7 protein-coding genes and 6 pseudogenes are annotated in these 16,444 nt (G+C 53.5%); all 13 read right to left on the bottom strand.

Translation table 11 applies throughout. The features are described 5' to 3' along the window. Positions 1-4: 4 nt before the first annotated feature. Positions 5-962, bottom strand: a pseudogene (opp4B, locus tag JCM12539_RS05280) (oligopeptide ABC transporter permease). After that, positions 962-1,923: pseudogene (locus tag JCM12539_RS05275) on the bottom strand (ATP-binding cassette domain-containing protein). The pseudogenes opp4B and JCM12539_RS05275 overlap by 1 nt, the downstream one beginning before the upstream one ends. Continuing rightward, positions 1,910-2,986 carry an ABC transporter ATP-binding protein gene (locus JCM12539_RS05270; protein WP_054649809.1) on the bottom strand — a complete coding sequence of 359 codons (1,077 nt, stop codon included), beginning with the start codon at positions 2,984-2,986 and terminating at the stop codon, positions 1,910-1,912. Before JCM12539_RS05270 ends, JCM12539_RS05275 begins: the two are co-directional and overlap by 14 nt. A 178-nt stretch (positions 2,987-3,164) precedes the next feature. Further along, positions 3,165-3,551: a 30S ribosome-binding factor RbfA gene (gene rbfA, locus JCM12539_RS05265; protein WP_054649807.1), complete on the bottom strand. Its 387-nt coding sequence runs from the start codon at positions 3,549-3,551 to the stop codon at positions 3,165-3,167. Between the two features lie 57 nt (positions 3,552-3,608). After that, entirely contained in the window at positions 3,609-6,392 is a 2,784-nt protein-coding gene (infB, locus tag JCM12539_RS05260) for a translation initiation factor IF-2 (protein WP_054649805.1), read from the bottom strand. A gap of 19 nt (positions 6,393-6,411) precedes the next feature. Continuing rightward, entirely contained in the window at positions 6,412-6,687 is a 276-nt protein-coding gene (locus JCM12539_RS05255) for a ribosomal L7Ae/L30e/S12e/Gadd45 family protein (RefSeq protein ID WP_439645119.1), read from the bottom strand. Between the two features lie 28 nt (positions 6,688-6,715). After that, positions 6,716-7,006: pseudogene (gene rnpM / locus JCM12539_RS05250) on the bottom strand (RNase P modulator RnpM); the annotation flags it as partial. An 11-nt stretch (positions 7,007-7,017) separates the two neighbouring features. Continuing rightward, a pseudogene (nusA, locus tag JCM12539_RS05245) lies at positions 7,018-8,218 on the bottom strand (transcription termination factor NusA). 17 nt (positions 8,219-8,235) lie between these two features. After that, positions 8,236-8,709 carry a ribosome maturation factor RimP gene (gene rimP / locus JCM12539_RS05240; RefSeq protein ID WP_054649801.1) on the bottom strand — a complete coding sequence of 158 codons (474 nt, stop codon included), beginning with the start codon at positions 8,707-8,709 and terminating at the stop codon, positions 8,236-8,238. A 361-nt stretch (positions 8,710-9,070) separates the two neighbouring features. Continuing rightward, the gene (locus tag JCM12539_RS05235; RefSeq protein WP_054649800.1) at positions 9,071-9,856 is read right to left on the bottom strand and encodes a Fic family protein; all 786 of its coding nucleotides are present in this window, start codon (positions 9,854-9,856) and stop codon (positions 9,071-9,073) included. Next, positions 9,846-10,058, bottom strand: a complete 213-nt coding sequence (locus JCM12539_RS13100; RefSeq protein ID WP_156302069.1) for a hypothetical protein — start codon at positions 10,056-10,058, stop codon at positions 9,846-9,848. Before JCM12539_RS13100 ends, JCM12539_RS05235 begins: the two co-directional genes overlap by 11 nt. Positions 10,059-10,108: 50 nt before the next feature. After that, a pseudogene (locus tag JCM12539_RS05230) lies at positions 10,109-11,223 on the bottom strand (lactate oxidase). A 285-nt stretch (positions 11,224-11,508) separates the two neighbouring features. Then, positions 11,509-15,838 (bottom strand): annotated as a pseudogene (locus tag JCM12539_RS05225) (PolC-type DNA polymerase III). Between the last annotated feature and the right edge of the window lie 606 nt (positions 15,839-16,444).

Below are 16,444 nucleotides of genomic sequence, written 5' to 3'. Positions count from 1 at the left end.
CCTCCTATTCAATCCGAATGCGTGGGTCAACGATGCTCATGATGATATCGGAGAGCAGGTTACCCAGCAGCGCCAGCAGGCCAAACAGCAACGTGAGCGCGGTAATGACCGAATAGTCACGACCCGCAATCGAGTTGACGAACAGTTGGCCCATCCCGGGGTAACTGAAGATGGTTTCAACAAAGATGGACCCACCCAGCAGTCCGGTAATGGAATTACCCATGAACGCCGCAATCGGCAGAATGGAGTTGCGCAAAATATGGCGGTTGAAAACCACCTTTTCCGGGACCCCTTTGGAACGCGCCGTCCGGACAAAGTCCTCGGACGTGTTGTCAATCACCCCGGAACGTAAGTACAAAATGATGCTGGACGTGCCCAGCACACCCGCCAAAATGGCTGGCAAAATCATGTGCCGCAGCTGGCTCAGCATGACGGCCAGGCCGCCGTTAGCGCTGAGCGAGACGGATCCGGTCGTCGGGAACCAGTTCAGCACGTAGCCAAACAGCCAAATACCGAACAGGAAGAAGACGAACGACGGTAAAGACAGTCCCACGTATGAGTACAACTGAATCGCCTTGTCGCGCTTCGAGCCTTCATACCGACCGGCAATCACACCCAAAGATGGCAATTGCGTACACAATGATCAGGGTCAGCAGTGACAGCCAGAAGGTGTTAACGGCACGTTCGCCAATCAACCCGGTCACGGCGCGCTTGTAGGAGTAGCTTTGCCCCAAATCACCGTGGAATAGGTTAATCAGCCAGTGCCAATACTGAATCCACCACGGGTCGTTCAGCCCGTACTCTTGGCGCAGGTGGGCAATTTGTGCCGGGTCGGTCTGCGGCGTAATCGCGCCGGTTAGTGGATCGCCGGGCATCATCTTGGCGAGAATGAAGATAATCACACTCAACAAGAAAATTTGCGGAATCATGACCAGGACGCGTTTGAGAATTGTCTTCCACATTACTCGACGCCCCCCTTGTTGGCCGCCAAAGTCGCATCAGGCAGCGCAACGTAATGGGTCGCGGACAACTGTTGCAGGTCCAGCACCCGCCCGTCGGCACCGTAGTAACGCGACTCCTCCTGCTTGAACTCCGCCTCCACGGCCCGCCGGTGTTGGCGGTCGGCCTCGCGTTCATCGGGATTAACCTCCGGAATGGCGGATAACAGACGCTTCGTGTAAATATGTTGTGGGTGCCGGTAAATGTCCTCCCGCGTACCGATTTCAACAAACCGACCGCGGTGCATGATGCTAGGTTCTTACACATGTGCCGCACAACGCCCAGGTCGTGTGAAATGAACAGGTAGGCGATGTTGTATTCCTGCTGGATGCGCTTCATAAAGTTCAGCACCTGCGCCTGCACGGATAGGTCCAGTGCGGACACTGGCTCGTCGGCCACGATCAGCTTCGGGTTGGTCGCCACGGCTCGGGCCACACCGATACGCTGACGTTGACCGCCCGAAAACTCAAAGGGGTACTTGTACATCGCGTCCTGAGGCATCCCCACAATGTCGAGCAGTTCCTTAATGCGGTGCTGTTCCTCGGTGGCGCTCATGTTTTCAAAGTTACGGATGGGTTCCGCAATAATGTCCGCAATTCGTTTACGCGGGTTCAGGCTACTCAGTGAATCCTGAAAAATCATCTGCACATCTTTGTTGTACCGCAGATTGCGACGGGTCTGGGCCTTGGTGATGTCCTGACCTTCATACAGAATCTGCCCACTGGTCACCTTTTCCAGCCCCACAATTGCCTTACCAGTCGTGGATTTGCCGGAGCCAGATTCACCGATGAGGCCGTACGTCTCGCCCGGTTCAATGTCAAAGTTGATGCCATCAACGGCCAGCACGCGGTCCGTCACCCGGTTCCAGAAACCAGAACGGATGGGGTAGTGCACCTTTAAATCCCTAATTTCAATTAGTGCCATTAGCTACACCTCCGGCCGCAACAACGTCGTCATCTTCAAAGTGGAATGTGCGGTAACACGTACATTGAACCAGGTGCCCCGGTGCCACTTCGTGCATTGAGGGGTGCTCTTCGTGAGCAGAGGCCGGTATCCACGGAATTCGTTGGGCAAACCGACAACCGTCAATCTGCATGTGCTTCAAGTCCGGCACCGTTCCCTGGATAACGTGTAATTCATCGTCTTCGGAGTCCGCTTGCGGCATGGACCGCAGCAAACTGCGCGTGTACGGATGCTGCGGGTGGTTAAATACATCCCCCACGGTGCCCTGTTCGACGATTTGCCCAGCGTACATTACTGCCACACGGTCGGCCACTTCGGCCACCACACCCAGGTCATGGGTAATCAAGATAATACCGCTGTGACTTTCCTTCTGAATGTTAGCCAAGAGGTCCAAAATCTGTGCCTGAATCGTCACGTCCAATGCGGTCGTCGGTTCGTCGGCGATGATAATCGGTGGCTTGCAGGCAATCGCAATGGCGATCACGACCCGCTGACGCATACCACCAGATAGTTCGTGCGGGTATTGTCGTGCCACCCGTTTCGGTTCGGGAATGCCCACCTGGTCCAGCAACTCAAGCACCCGCTGTTGCCGCTCGTCTTTGTTCATATCCGTGTGGTAAACCAACGTTTCGGCAATCTGGTCACAAATCCGCATTAGGGGGTTCAAAGCCGCCAGCGGATCCTGGAAAATCATGCCAATGTCCTTGCCCCGAAACTGGTTGTACAGTTTTTCATTAAGATCGACTAAGTTGTAAGTGTTGTACTGAATCGTACCCGTCACGCGGGTGTTATGAGGATCGTGGAGCCCAATAATGCTAGTGGCGAGGGTGCTTTTACCACACCCAGATTCCCCCACGATGGCCAGTACTTCATCGCGGTGCAGCTCCAAACTTACGTCGTTCACGGCATCAAAGTAATCATCACCGTTACGAAAGGCCGTATGTAGGTGCTGAATATCTAGTAATACGTCATCCTTCTCTTCCACGAATATACCCCCTTCATTATTCTGTTGATGCCTAAACATAAAACCAACGGCACAACTTCTTAATTATTAATAATAGTGTGAATTCGATTAAATTTCAATGGACTTTTTGTGCATTTATAACCCATATTCACAGTAATAACAGAAAAAGCGCGGTCACCATAACGGTAACCGCGCTCAACGCGCATTAGCATAACAAACTATTTGTTAATGTTAATGACTATTTAGGTTCATTTTGATCCTGTTCAGCATCAGTCTCGGCGTCCTCCTTGTTGGCCTGCGCCAACAATTCGTCAATCCGGGCACCGTACTGAACCGATGTATCCTGAGCAAAGTGCAAACTCGGCACCTTGAACAACCGGATCCGCCGACCGACTTCACGCCGAATCAGGCCCTTAGCTTTGTTCAGACCCGCCAATACTTCCTCAACGTGCGCTGGTGAATCGTCCAACACGCTAAAGTAGATGGTCGCCTGCTGGAGGTCACCGGTTAACTGTACACCGGTGATGGTCACCCCATCCACACGCGGGTCGTTGACCAACTTCAGCAGAATGTCATCAACCTCCCGCTGAATCTGTTGCTCTACGCGTCCAATGCGATGTTTCATGATGATTGCCTCCTCACTGGTAATTACCGTTTGCTGCGGCTGATTGCCACAGCGTGACTACTTAACTGGCACCTGCTCCATCGTGTAGGCTTCAATTTGGTCGTCAACCTTAACGTCGTTGTAGTTTTCGATGGTGAGCCCACATTCAAACCCACTCTTAACTTCCTTGACGTCATCCTTGAAGCGACGTAGACTCGCTAGCTTGCCTTCGTAAATGACGATACCGTCACGAACCAGGCGTACGCCGGAGTCACGCGTAATGCGGCCACTATCAACCAAACAACCGGCAACCGTACCAATCTTCGAGACCTTGATGGTTTCGCGGACGGTTAGGGAACCAATCACCTTTTCCTCGTAAACAGGATCCAGCTGGCCCTTCATGGCTGCTTCAATTTCGTCGATGGCCTTGTAAATGACACTGTGCAGACGAATGTCGACATCCTCCTGCTCGGCCTGAGCCCGGGCTTGTGCGGTTGGCCGCACGTTAAACCCGATGATGATGGCGTTGGAAGCACTAGCCAGGGTCACGTCGCTTTCGTTAATGGCACCCACGGATTCGTGAATGATGTTAACGCGGACACCCTCGACCTCAATCTTCTTCAGCGAACCATCAATGGCTTCAACAGAACCCTGAACGTCGGCCTTGATGATGACGTCAACTTCCTTCATCTGGCCTTCCTTCATCGTTTCGAAGAGGTTGTCCAGAGTGACGTGTGAGCCTGCACGCCGTTCCTTATCCAGGGCACGGCTGGCACGCTCTTCACCAGCGGCACGAGCGGTCTTTTCGTCTTCAAAGACGATCAGCTTATCGGCAGATTGTGGCACGTCGTTCAAACCGGTAATTTCAACTGGCGTGCTTGGCGTTGCTTCCTTGACCCGGCGACCATGATCGTTGGTCATGACACGCACGCGACCGTACGTGTTACCAACAACGATTGGGTCACCCACACGCAGCGTACCCTGCTGAACCAGCACGGTCGCAACTGGGCCTTTGCCCTTGTCCAAACGGGCTTCGATAACGGTACCAACGGCCTTCTGGTCAGGGTTAGCCTTCAGCTCCAACACGTCAGCTTCGAGAAGAATCATTTCCAGCAGTTCGTCGATGTTCTTACCGAACTTGGCGGAAATGTTGACGAAGATGGTGTCGCCACCCCATGATTCTGGAATCAGTTCGTATTCGGCCAATTCTTCAATTACACGGTTCGGGTTAGCACCCGGCTTGTCAATCTTGTTCACCGCCACGATAATTGGTGCGTTGGCGGCCTTGGCGTGGTTGATGGCTTCAACGGTTTGTGGCATCACGCCATCGTCCGCAGCCACGACCAGCACCACGATGTCGGTGATATCGGCACCACGAGCACGCATGTTTGTGAAGGCCGCGTGTCCTGGCGTGTCCAGGAAGGTAATCAGACGGTCATTCAACTTAACCTGGTAAGCACCAATATGCTGGGTAATCCCACCGGCTTCGTCTTCAGTCACGTGCGTGTGACGCAGCTTGTCCAACAGCGTCGTCTTACCATGGTCAACGTGACCCATGATGGTAATAACTGGTGGCCGTGCCTGCAGGTTTTCCGTAGAAGTAGTTTCGGCTTCAAAGACCTTGTCCAGGTCGGTGATGTCTTCCTCAACCTTTTCCTCAGACTTAATACCGTAGTCTTCAGCAATCAACTCAATGGTTTCCTTGTCGAGACTCTGGTTTTGGTTAACCATAATCCCCAACATGAAGAGCTTCTTGATGATTTCAGCTGGTTCACGGTGCAGGATCTTACCCAGTTCCTGCGCGTTCATACCCTCACTGAAGACCAAAGTTTCTGGTAACGGCCGGTCTTTACGCTGTGGCATTGGCTTCTTTGGTTCAGTCCGCTGCTGACGGCGCTTCTTGTTCTTCCGCTTGCCCTTATATGGCGTCTCACGGCCAGTACCATAGTTACGCTGACGCGTTGGCTTTGGCCGGGACGACGTGGACGCAGCTGGCTTGCTGGCAGCCGAACGTGCGGGTGCGGCTGACTTAGCTGCTGGCTTGGCAGCCGATAGCGCCTGACGGGACTGTGATGTAGCTGCCGCGGACTTAGCCGCTGCACTCGACGGCTGAGCCGGGCGCTGTGGCTTTGGTTCCTCAAAGCGGCCAATCGGTGCGTTAGTAGCACGGAACTCCGTCTGCTGGTGCTGACGAAGACGCGCTGCCGCCGCCGCCGCGCGCGAAACACGTGGCATTGGTGCTGAAGCCTGGTTGTTGTTACCGCGACGGTTATCGTTGCGCCGGTTGTCATTGCGGTTGTTGTTGCCGCTACGACGGTTGTCGTTACGAGTAGCATTGCCGTTGTTCCCACCACGATTACCACCGTTTTGGTTACGGTTGCGGTTATCGTTCTGGGTACGGTTACCGTTACTACCCTGGTTCCGGTTACCATTACTCTGGTTCCGGTTGCCACTGTTGTTATTGCCGTTATGGTTACGGGTCGCATTGTGGTTGTTCTGCGTACCCGGGCGGCGAATAGCGCTGCGACTAATCAAAGTCTTACCATCAGCGCTCTTGTGCTGCGCGTGGCTAGTGCCCGGCTTTTTGGCCTCAGCACTAGCGGCGCTAGCTGGCTGTGCCTCTTTAGCGGGCGCGGCCTTAACTGGTGCTGCGCTGGCTGCAGAACTAGTTGGTGCCTTTGGGGCCGCCGTCGTTGCGGACGCACCCTTCAGTGCAGCACTCACCTTGCTAGCATCACCATCATCAATGGAATTCATGCTGGACTTAATACCGGTCAGGCCGGCCTTGTTTGCGGCTTCAATAACTTCTTTACTCGTGACGTTGTTCTCCTTAGCAAATTCGTAGATACGCTTTTTGCCCATCTCTTCACGCTCCGATCTTTTAGGTCAGTAGCTTACTTAGCGCTTGGGCGAATCCCGCATCGGCCACTGCAACAACACTGCGTTGGTGGCCGATGGCGGCGCTGAGCTCTGCGACGCTGAGTGGACTGGCCACCGGTACGTCGTAATAGCTACCCTTATCATTTATCTTCTTGGTGAGGTTGGCACTAGCATCACTGCCCAGTAGGACTAACCGCGCACGGTGATCAGCAATGGCGGCAAGCACAAAGTCCGTGCCCGTAACCAGTTGCCCCGCACGCTGAGCCAAGCCCACCATGTTGGTTACTCGTTCTTGGTTCATCCTGCTGGCCAAACAGCTCTTGGCGAGCCTTCTGGTGGTCAACGTAGGCAAATAACTCGTCATAAAACGCCGGGTCAATTTTCATGCTGAAGGCACCCTCGATGACGTGCTTAGCCTGAGCCGCTTTGACGGCTTCCGGGTTCAAAGCAACGTAGGCACCGCGCCCCGACTGCTTACCCGTGGGGTCGATGGCCACGGTTTGGTCATCAACCTTCACGATGCGCACCATCGACTTCTTTGGCTGCATGGTGCCAGTCAGTAGGTCTTTACGCATGGGAACTTTACGTGGCTTCATTAGCCCACCCCCTAATCGTCGGTTGGCGTAGCGTCTGCTGTCGCTTCCGCGTCATCAGTATCATCAACATCCGGTGTTACGTCTGCCGCCACATCATCAGTTGCCACCGCGTCATCCGCCGCAACGTCAGTTTCTTCGGCCACGTCTTCCGCAGTTAACTCGTCGTCATCAACGAATTCAACTTCAGACTCAGGCTTAATGTCAATCTTGAACCCAGTCAACTTTGCGGCTAACCGGGCGTTTTGACCCTTCTTACCAATTGCCAATGACAGCTGGTAATCAGGCACGATGACCGTTGCACTACGTTCGTTGTCCTCATCGTTAAATTGCACGGCGATAACCTCAGCGGGGTTCAACGCGTTAGCAATGTAGTCCGACGCGTCATCTTCCCACTGCACAATGTCCATGTTCTCGCCGGCCAGCTCGTTAACAACGGCCTGCACACGGGCACCACGGGGGCCAACGGTGGTCCCAACGGCATCAACGTTTTCGTTGGTGCTACGAACGGCTACCTTTGAACGGTCACCGGCTTCACGGGCAACGCCCACAATCTCAACAGTACCATCATAAATCTCTGGGACCTCTTGTTCAAACAGGCGCTTCACCATACCGGGGTTAGTCCGGCTAACGAAAACCTGCGGACCTTAGTGGCGTTCTCGACTTTGGATACGTAGACCTTGATGCGGTCGTGCATCTTGTAGTCTTCACGCTGCATCTGGTCGGAGCGTGGCATCACGGCCTCGACTTTGCCCAAAGACACGTAGACAAACTTGTTGTCTTTGCGTTCAACCGTCCCCTGCATGATCTCGTTCTCATACTGAGAGTACTCGTCGTACACGTTAGCGCGCTCGGCCTCGCGGACCCGCTGCATGATGACCTGCTTGGCCGTCTGCGCTGCAATGCGCCCGAAGTCCTTTGGCGTCACCTCAAACTTGATGTGGTCACCAATTTCGTAAGCCTTGTTAATCGCCATGGCGTCCTTCAGGCTAACCTCTAGACGGGAATCAAACACCTCACCCGTGACTTCCTTGACGGCGTACACCTTGATGTCGCCCTTCTTGGCGTCAAAGGTCACCTCAACGTTTTGGGCCTGGTTGTAGTTCCGCTTGTATGCGGTCTGCAAAGCCGTTTCCAGCGCGTCGATGACGATTTCCTTCTTAACGCCCTTTTCGGTCTCCAGAGCGTCGAGTGTTCAATCATTTCTTTTGACATGCTAATCCTTCCTTTACCTAGAACTCGATGGCCAGACGTGCATTGGCCAGGTTATCCCGCGCAACGGTTACCGTGCGTGGCCGTCCCTTGACTTTGTAAGCCAACGTTAACTCGGTATCCGTGAGGTCCGTTAACGTACCTTCAAAGACCTTCTGCCCATCCTGTTTTTGGAACAGGCTGATGTGGATGAACTCACCCACAGCGTTGGTCAGGTCTTCCGCCGTTTTCAGCGGACGTTCTGCACCCGGGCTTGAGACCTCCAGGAAGTAGGCCTGCGGGATTGGGTCAGGTTCGATTGCATCCAACTGTTCGCTCAGCTCGTCGTTCACCAGCACACAATCATCTAGGGTGATGCCACCCTGCTTGTCGATGTATACACGCAGGTACCAACCCGCGCCCTCCTTCACAAACTCAATGTCGGTGAGGAAAAAGTTGTGTCGGTCAACAATCGGCTGAACAATTGCTGTCACCGTATCAACCACCGTACTCATTACTGTGCCCCCTTTCGGTCGTGACACCCGGCAATAAAAAGAGTGAGCATCGCTGCTCACTCGACCGAGGTCTTAAAATCAATTATTATTTTAGCACAGGAAATGCTTAGTGGCAAGCAAATTCACTTGTCAGCGCCGGTGAGTTGCGGCCTCAAGCTAATTTCGCAATAACATTTTCTGATCGGACGACACTAGTACAAACTTCCCCATGCATTTGCTGCTTAGACAGTACCAGTTGTTTCTTTATTGCTACAATCACGCACCTTGGTTACAACGATAGATTTTAACTGACATGCATTGACGTCACTCCGCTACTATCGCCACAGGCCAGGCATATCATTCTGTCGCTAGTCCTGAGAGTTTAATCCCGGTTAGCGCTGTTAACACCACCCTTGAATTGGGGCTTATACCGGCGCGTTGGTGCGTTAATTGTTTCCGTATCTTCAGCAGGTGGCACCTCGTTCAGCTGGCTTTGTCGGTCTTCTGGGCTCGGCAGTAACCTCATCATACGCTCAAAAGCAGTAGATTTTTCTTCCGCATTGTTAGCCACATAGTATCGCATCAAGGCAATTGTAAAATCAGCTCGGTCGAGATCGTTGAACGGAAGCACTAAATAATTTCCGCTGGCAAGTGTTCCGGCCGCAGCGTTTGCGGCAATGAGGGCAGTACGTTTATTACCATCTTGAAATGGTTGCAGTGCCGCCAAATCGGCAAATACGCGCCAAGCATCACGCTCAGTCCGACCGGAATTATTGAAACGCCCCACAATTCCATCAATATCAGCAGCCGTCACTACCTCAGGCGGAATATAGCTTTGTCTATGGTTCTGACCAAGAATAATCGCAATCCGGTCATCTTCATTGTAATAGGAGTTACGTAGATGACCTGGCATCCGTGGCTGATCAGCCGAGGGCGAATCAAATTGTTTGTTAATTGCGATAATACCGGCAGTACTGAATCCGACCGCTTTAATTGCAGCAATACCCTTTAATGCGTCACTGAATATAGCAATATCGTCAGCGTTTTGCCTGAGGGGCGCAGTGGTGCCCGCATCAAGTGCTTGCTTAGTTTGTAGAACTGTACTCCCGTAATTGTTTAGGCTTCCTAAAGAAGTGATGAAGCGTGCTAAAGCGGTATTATTTTCCATTACGGCCCCCCTTTTCGACGATAACAACAATACATAAATTATTACAACGTCCGTAGTCTTCATACTTTTGATTTATATCGTTACTTTCGCGTATACCAGAATCATTGTCAAGCGCCCCGCTTGTCAGCCGCGCAACCGGAACCACCACGCCAGTACGACCAGCCACATCCACCAATAAACTTTGCTTGCCAAAGCCAAGCAAAAAAAACCGGCCCGCCACAACGTGACGAGCCGGTCCCCAAGTATTCTGAATTAGTCGTTGTACTGGAAATGGGTCAACGGAGCGTGCTTGACGTCCTCAATCGTCTTTGTGCCGGCCAACTGCATCGTAATTTCGAGCTCGTGGTCAATGGCTTCAAAGACGCTCTGGACACCCTCAGCACCGCCCAATGCCAGGCCGTAAATAACGGGACGACCAAATGCTACCAGGTCAGCGCCTGATGCCAACGCCTTGAACACGTGCTTCCACGGCGAACACCAGAATCAAAGATAATTGGTACCTGGTGGTTAACCGCTTTAGCAATGTCGGCCAACACGTCGAAGGATGCTGGTCCACCGTTAAGCTGACGGCCACCATGGTTGGATACGTAGATACCGGCCGCGCCAGCGCCAATCGCGCGCAAAGCGTCCTCTGGGGACTGAATGCCCTTAACGATTACCGGCAGGTCGGTGTACTCGGCAATCCGACGCACATCGTCCGGACCAATCTTCTGGGCCGCAGCGGCGTAAATCTCACCGATACCCTGGCCCTTACCGTCACCAGAAGCGAACTTTTCAAGGTTAGCCATCGGAATTGGGAACTGGAAGTTGTTGATGATATCCTCCTCGCGGTAACCATCAACCGTGGCGTCAACCGTTAGAATGATTGCCTTAACGCCCGCCTTCTTGGCCTCGTCCAGCAAACTTTCGTTGAACGTCCAATCCTTGCTCATGTACAGCTGGAAGAACTGTGGAGCGCCATTCCCAGCCGCGGCCGTGTCGGCAATTGACGTCGAGCTGTACGTGCTCTGAGCCATCAGCCCGCCAACAGCAGCCACACCTTTGGCAGTATCAGTTTCGCCCTTCGCGTGAGCTAGACCCTGCGCCGCCGTTGGAGCCATCATTACCGGTGTCTTGAGGTGCAGGCCAAATACGTCGGTGCTCAGGTCCGGATGATCAATGTTCGATAGCGCCCGGGGAACGATCTGCGCGTGGTTGAAAGCCTGCGTGTTTTCCTTGAGCGTCCATTCGTCTTCAGCACCACCAAAGATATAACCGAAGCCGCCGGTAGGAATAATCTTCTTCGCCTCGCCCTCGAGGGATGGCAAGTTCAGAATGTTCAGCTTTTCTTCGCGGTCACTTTGTTCGTATCCATTTGTTAAAGTCATAATTGATCACCTTTCCCGTTGCAAGTTGTTTTGTTTACGAGATTTATTGTAGCACTTACTTTTTATAAGTAAACAGAAAACACCAAATTTCCGCCATAATTTGCATTAATAGCTGATGGTGGCGGCAAAAAAATGCATCAGCGAGTCGCAAAATGCACCCACACACCGCGCCCGAAAATCATCAAGTAAACATAGCAAACAAGCGTGGGCCACCGGCATCCAACTGCCGGTGATCCACGCTTGTGGTTGCAAACCAAAAAGTCTGCGACTCTCACACATTCTTATCTAAAACAGATTATCAAATAAACTGAGCTGATTTTCATCCGGCAACTCGTCCAGGACATGCTGCGTGGTCATGTAGTCAATCAAAGTTTGCGAGACCTTGGCCCGCTTAGCCAGATCCTCTTTGGAGAGGAATGGCGTTTCTTCGCGCGCCGACACAATTTGCTTGGCCACGTTCTCACCTAGACCAGGAACTGCACGGAATGGTGCTAGTAGCGTGTGGTCGTCCACAATCTGGAAATCGTGCGCATCACTACGCTCAATGTCCACCATGTTGATTTTAAAGCCACGCTCCAGACACTCGTTAGCAATCTCCAGGATGGTTTGCAGGTTCTTTTCCTTGGCGGACGCATCCCGGCCCTTATCGCTAATTTCCTTGATGGCAGCCTTCACCGCGTCTTTGCCCCGACACATTGCTACCAGGTCGAAGTCCTCCGCACGGACGGAGAAGTATGCTGCGTAGTACACCAGCGGGTAGTAAACCTTGAACCAGGCAATCCGCAGCGCCATCATAACGTACGCCGTCGCGTGGGCCTTCGGGAACATGTACTTAATCTTCAGGCACGAATCAATATACCAATCAGGCACGCTGTCATTATCCCGCATGGCCTGCTGCCACTCGTCAGGAATACCGCGACCCTTACGCACGTGTTCCATGATGTTGAACGCCATCGAGTCGTCCATCCCCCAGTGAATCAAGTCCATCATGATGTTATCACGACAACCAATGACGTCCTTCAGGGTGATGGTACCGTTCTGCACGAGTTCCTCGGCGTTGCCCAACCAAACGTCAGTCCCGTGGGAAAGACCAGAAATCTGCAGCAGCTCGGCAAAGGTGGACGGCTTGGTTTCCTCCAACATCCCCCGTACAAAGCGTGTCCCAAATTCCGGGATGCCCAGGGTACCCATCTTGGTGCCAATCTGCTCAGGCGTAACCTCAAGTGACTCCGTTCCGGAAAACAACTTCATCACGCCCGGGTCGTCGGTCGGAATTGACTTAGGGTTAACCCCGGACAAGTCCTGGAGCATACGGATCATCGTCGGTCATCATGACCCAGCACATCCATTTTCAGAATGTTGTCGTGGATGGAGTGGAAATCAAAGTGGGTCGTACGCCAAGCCGCACTTTGATCGTCGGCTGGGTACTGGATTGGGGAGAAGTCAAAGATATCCATATTGGACGGCACAATCAGAATCCCGGCCGGATGCTGACCAGTTGTGCGCTTCACGCCTGTAGCCCCTTTGGCTAGCCGGTCCTCCTCCGCCCCACGGAAAACCTTTCCCGTATCGCGTTCGTAGGCCTTGACGTAACCATACGCGGTTTTATCCGCGACCGTGCCGATAGTGCCGGCTCGGAAGGCGTGGTCCTCACCAAACAAAATCTTGATGTAGTTGTGGGCCACTGGCTGGTAGTCACCCGAGAAGTTCAAATCGATATCGGGGACCTTATCACCGTGGAAGCCCAGGAAGGTTTCAAAGGGAATGTCGTGCCCGTCCTTGATGAGCTCAGCCCCACATTGCGGACACTTTTTGTCGGGCAAGTCAAAGCCGGAACCATACTCACCTTTGGTATAAAACTCACTGTACTGGCACTCCGGGCAACGGTAGTGCGGCGGCAACGGGTTAACCTCGGTAATCCCCGACAGCGTGGCTGCCAGACTAGACCCAACGGACCCACGGGAACCAACCAAGTATCCGTCCTTGTTACTCTTTAATACCAGCCGTTGCGCGATATTGTAAATCACCGCGAACCCGTTGCCAATAATGCTCTTGAGTTCCTTATCAATCCGGTTGGCAACAATCTCGGGTAATTCTTCACCGTACCACTGGTGGGCGGTGACCATAACGTCCTTTTCAAAGTTCTCGTTCACCCCAGGAATTTCAGGGGTGTACAACTTATCCTTGACGGGCGTGATATCGGCATCCACCCAATCTGCCACCACGTGCGTATTCGTCACAACGAGTTCCCGTGCAGTGTCGGCACCCATCCAGGCGAATTCGTGCAACATTTCGTCCGTAGTCCGGAAATGTACGTCGGGTAGCGGGTAACGGTTAAGGGGGTTAGCACCACCCTGACTGTTAATCAAAATGTGACGGTAAATAGCATCGTGATCGTCCAAGTAGTGGGGGTCACCGGTTGCCACCACCGGCTTGTCCAAGTCGTGCCCAATCTGCACAATTTTGCCGATGATATCCTTCAGGTGCGCCGGCCCAGAGACTAACTGACCCTCCAGCAACTGGGAGTAGTTAGGGAGTGGCTGTACTTCTAGGTAGTCATAGTACTTAGCCTTATCCGCGGCCTCAGCCGTCCCCTTTTGCATCATGGCCGTAAAGACTTCACCACGATCACAGGCCGATCCGACGATGAGCCTTCACGCAACGCGTTCAGACGACTGCGTGGCACGCGCGGAACCCGGTAATAATACTGGGTCATGGATTCGCTGGCTAGTTTGAAGAGGTTCTTCAGACCCGCCTGCGTCTTTGCAATGACGATTGCGTGGGTCGGACGGGCGCGCTTGTACGCGTCACCCTGACCGACCAGCGCGTTCAGTTCGTTCAGTTTAGTCCAACCGTGAAGCTCGTTAGCCTCCTTGAACATCGCGTACATTACGTAGCCAGTAGCTTCGGCATCCGCGTTCGCTCGGTGATGGTTTTCCAGCGAAATGTTGTACCGCTTGCTCAATGCATCCAGTTTGTGGTTCGACAACTCAGGGTGTAGCGAACGCGATAGTTCCAATGTGTCAATGACAGGTTGGTCAATTGCTGGCGCCCCCATCCGGTCGTACGCCGCGTTGAGGAAGCCCACATCAAACGTGACGTTATGGCCGACCAGAATGCTATCCTGGCTAAACTCGATAAACTTTTGCATCACGTCGGCTTCCTGACCACCCTGCTGAACCATCTCGTTAGTGATGTGGGTCAGGTTAATGGTGAAGTCCGATAACGCAAAGCCGGGATTGATCATCTCTTCAAATTCATCAATCACGGCACCGTCGCGCATCTTAACCGCAGCCAGTTCAATGACCTTGTCGTAGACCGCCGACAACCCGGTAGTTTCAACGTCAAAGACAACGTACGTCTGGTCATTCAGTACGGCTGGCTTGTCCGCTCGGTACGCAACCGGCGTCCCGTCGTCGACCAGGTTAATTTCCACCCCGTAGAGCATTTTTAGGCCGGCCTTACTTGCGGCCGTGTGGGCTTCAGGGTACGCCTGCAAAACGGCGTGGTCGGTGACAGCGATGGCTTCATGGCCCCACTCGGCTGCCCGGTTCACGTACTCCGAAATGCTGGGAATGGCGTCCATCTGGCTCATGTTGGTGTGCAGATGAAGCTCAATCCGCTTTTCACCCTCGGCCGTGTCTTCGCGGTCCGCGTGGCTCACCTCAACCACATCCTGTGCGTTAACAGTCAGCTCGCGGCTGTAGCTGTCTTCCTGGACACTACCACGCACGCGCAACCACATACCCTTATGGATTTGGTCAAAGACGGCCTCGTCGTTCGCGTTGTTACTAAATTTCTTGACCAAAAAGCTGCTGGAGTAATCCGTCATCTTAAAGGTAAGCAGCTTGCGTTTGCTCCGCAGTTCGCGCACCTCAGCGTCGAAAACGTATCCCTCAATGAGTACGCGTCGTTCCTCTTCGTTGATGGTCACCATCTGTTGCGGTTCATCATCGGCTTTGATATTACGACCTAGCTGTACCTTGACGTTCTGCTGCCGATCAGCATTCGCTGCCTTGGACTGCTGGATGGTCGCTGCCGCACGTTCCGCCAGGGCAGCGGTTTCCTCCGCTTTCTTAGCGTTAAAGGCCTCTAGGCTAGCGGCTTCTGCGGCCTGATCAACCACTGCGCGCATGTGTAGGCCACCAAAGCCGACATCGTGGTACGCATCCTCAAGCGCAGGAATTCCTTGATCCGAAAAGAAGCGGGCCACCACGTCGTTTTCAACGCTAATGGTAACGTCGTGACCTTGGATGGTCGGGACAACGCGGTCACACTGCTGCCGCACTAATGGTGAGGCCACGGTCGCGTGCTGCACGACGTACTCCCAATAACCGCGCACAAGGCCCTCGTCATACTGGGGATGGGCGACCTCAATGTGTACGGTGACGGACGCAATATCCTTAAACGCGGCCGCTAGTGTGTTACCGAACTCCTTAAAGAGTGCAAAGGGTAGTATTTCACCCATCGTAAAGGTGAACTCGTACCGCCGCGACTCTTTGTGCACTACAACCTGGTCGACGGTCGCGCTATTGAACGCCGGGGCGTTGGTGATTCCCGGGTCCAGGTCGATCTGCTCGACCAGTTTTTCAAACATCTCGCGCTTACTGAGCATGGCAAAAATCCTTCCGTTGGTTGGCAAATAACTAACCATCATTGTAACGCAAAGTCGGTTGGTAAATCGACCGTCACCTGACAACTAAATTGGGGCCCGTGCTGACAAAGTGGCGGCGGGGTTGCAGCTTACGGGCCTGCGGCGTGGATTGCTGCAGTAGTGGTTATCGGCGGCGTTGGCCGGGTTGGTGAGTTACGGCTTTCGTGGGCGCTCCGCGGTAATCCACTGCTAGGGCGAAACCTCCAACTCACCAAGACCCGGTGAGTTTCCGGTGCGATTTCAAGCCTGCCCGGAAAACCACCGGTCAGTCTCGAAATTCGTCGCGTTCTAATGGCTAAAGCCATAGAGCTCTCGGACTGGCTGCGCCATTCCTGCGAGAAGCACGCAGTAAGCGCTAAAGCGCAAACTGCGTGCGTTCCCTTGCAGTGGTTACCATTCCGACCCCACACGCCTCCGCCCACCGTTCCGACCGACGCGGCCTCGGACTACTGTAGCATTCACGCCTCCGGACGCGACGCCTACACGTCACCACCACTTTGCCAGAACCCGCTAGTTCGAGCGCCCAATGACATTTACGCAATTTTACAGGTACAATCCATGGCCTTG

The sequence above is a fragment of the Lacticaseibacillus pantheris DSM 15945 = JCM 12539 = NBRC 106106 genome (assembly GCF_001311175.1).
GTDB classification, from domain to species: Bacteria; Bacillota; Bacilli; order Lactobacillales; family Lactobacillaceae; genus Lacticaseibacillus; species Lacticaseibacillus pantheris.
Note: the sequence above shows the minus strand (reverse complement) of the source record. Positions and strands in the feature narration are given on the sequence as shown.

Coding starts and splice junctions, on each gene's coding strand:
- JCM12539_RS05270 (WP_054649809.1), bottom strand. CDS start 2,986: ATGTTTAGGCATCAACAGAATAATGAAGGGGGTATATTCGTGGAAGAG.
- rimP (WP_054649801.1), bottom strand. CDS start 8,709: ATGAGTACGGTGGTTGATACGGTGACAGCAATTGTTCAGCCGATTGTT.
- JCM12539_RS05255 (WP_439645119.1), bottom strand. CDS start 6,687: ATGGTGGGCTTGGCTCAGCGTGCGGGGCAACTGGTTACGGGCACGGAC.
- infB (WP_054649805.1), bottom strand. CDS start 6,392: ATGGGCAAAAAGCGTATCTACGAATTTGCTAAGGAGAACAACGTCACG.
- JCM12539_RS05235 (WP_054649800.1), bottom strand. CDS start 9,856: ATGGAAAATAATACCGCTTTAGCACGCTTCATCACTTCTTTAGGAAGC.
- rbfA (WP_054649807.1), bottom strand. CDS start 3,551: ATGAAACATCGCATTGGACGCGTAGAGCAACAGATTCAGCGGGAGGTT.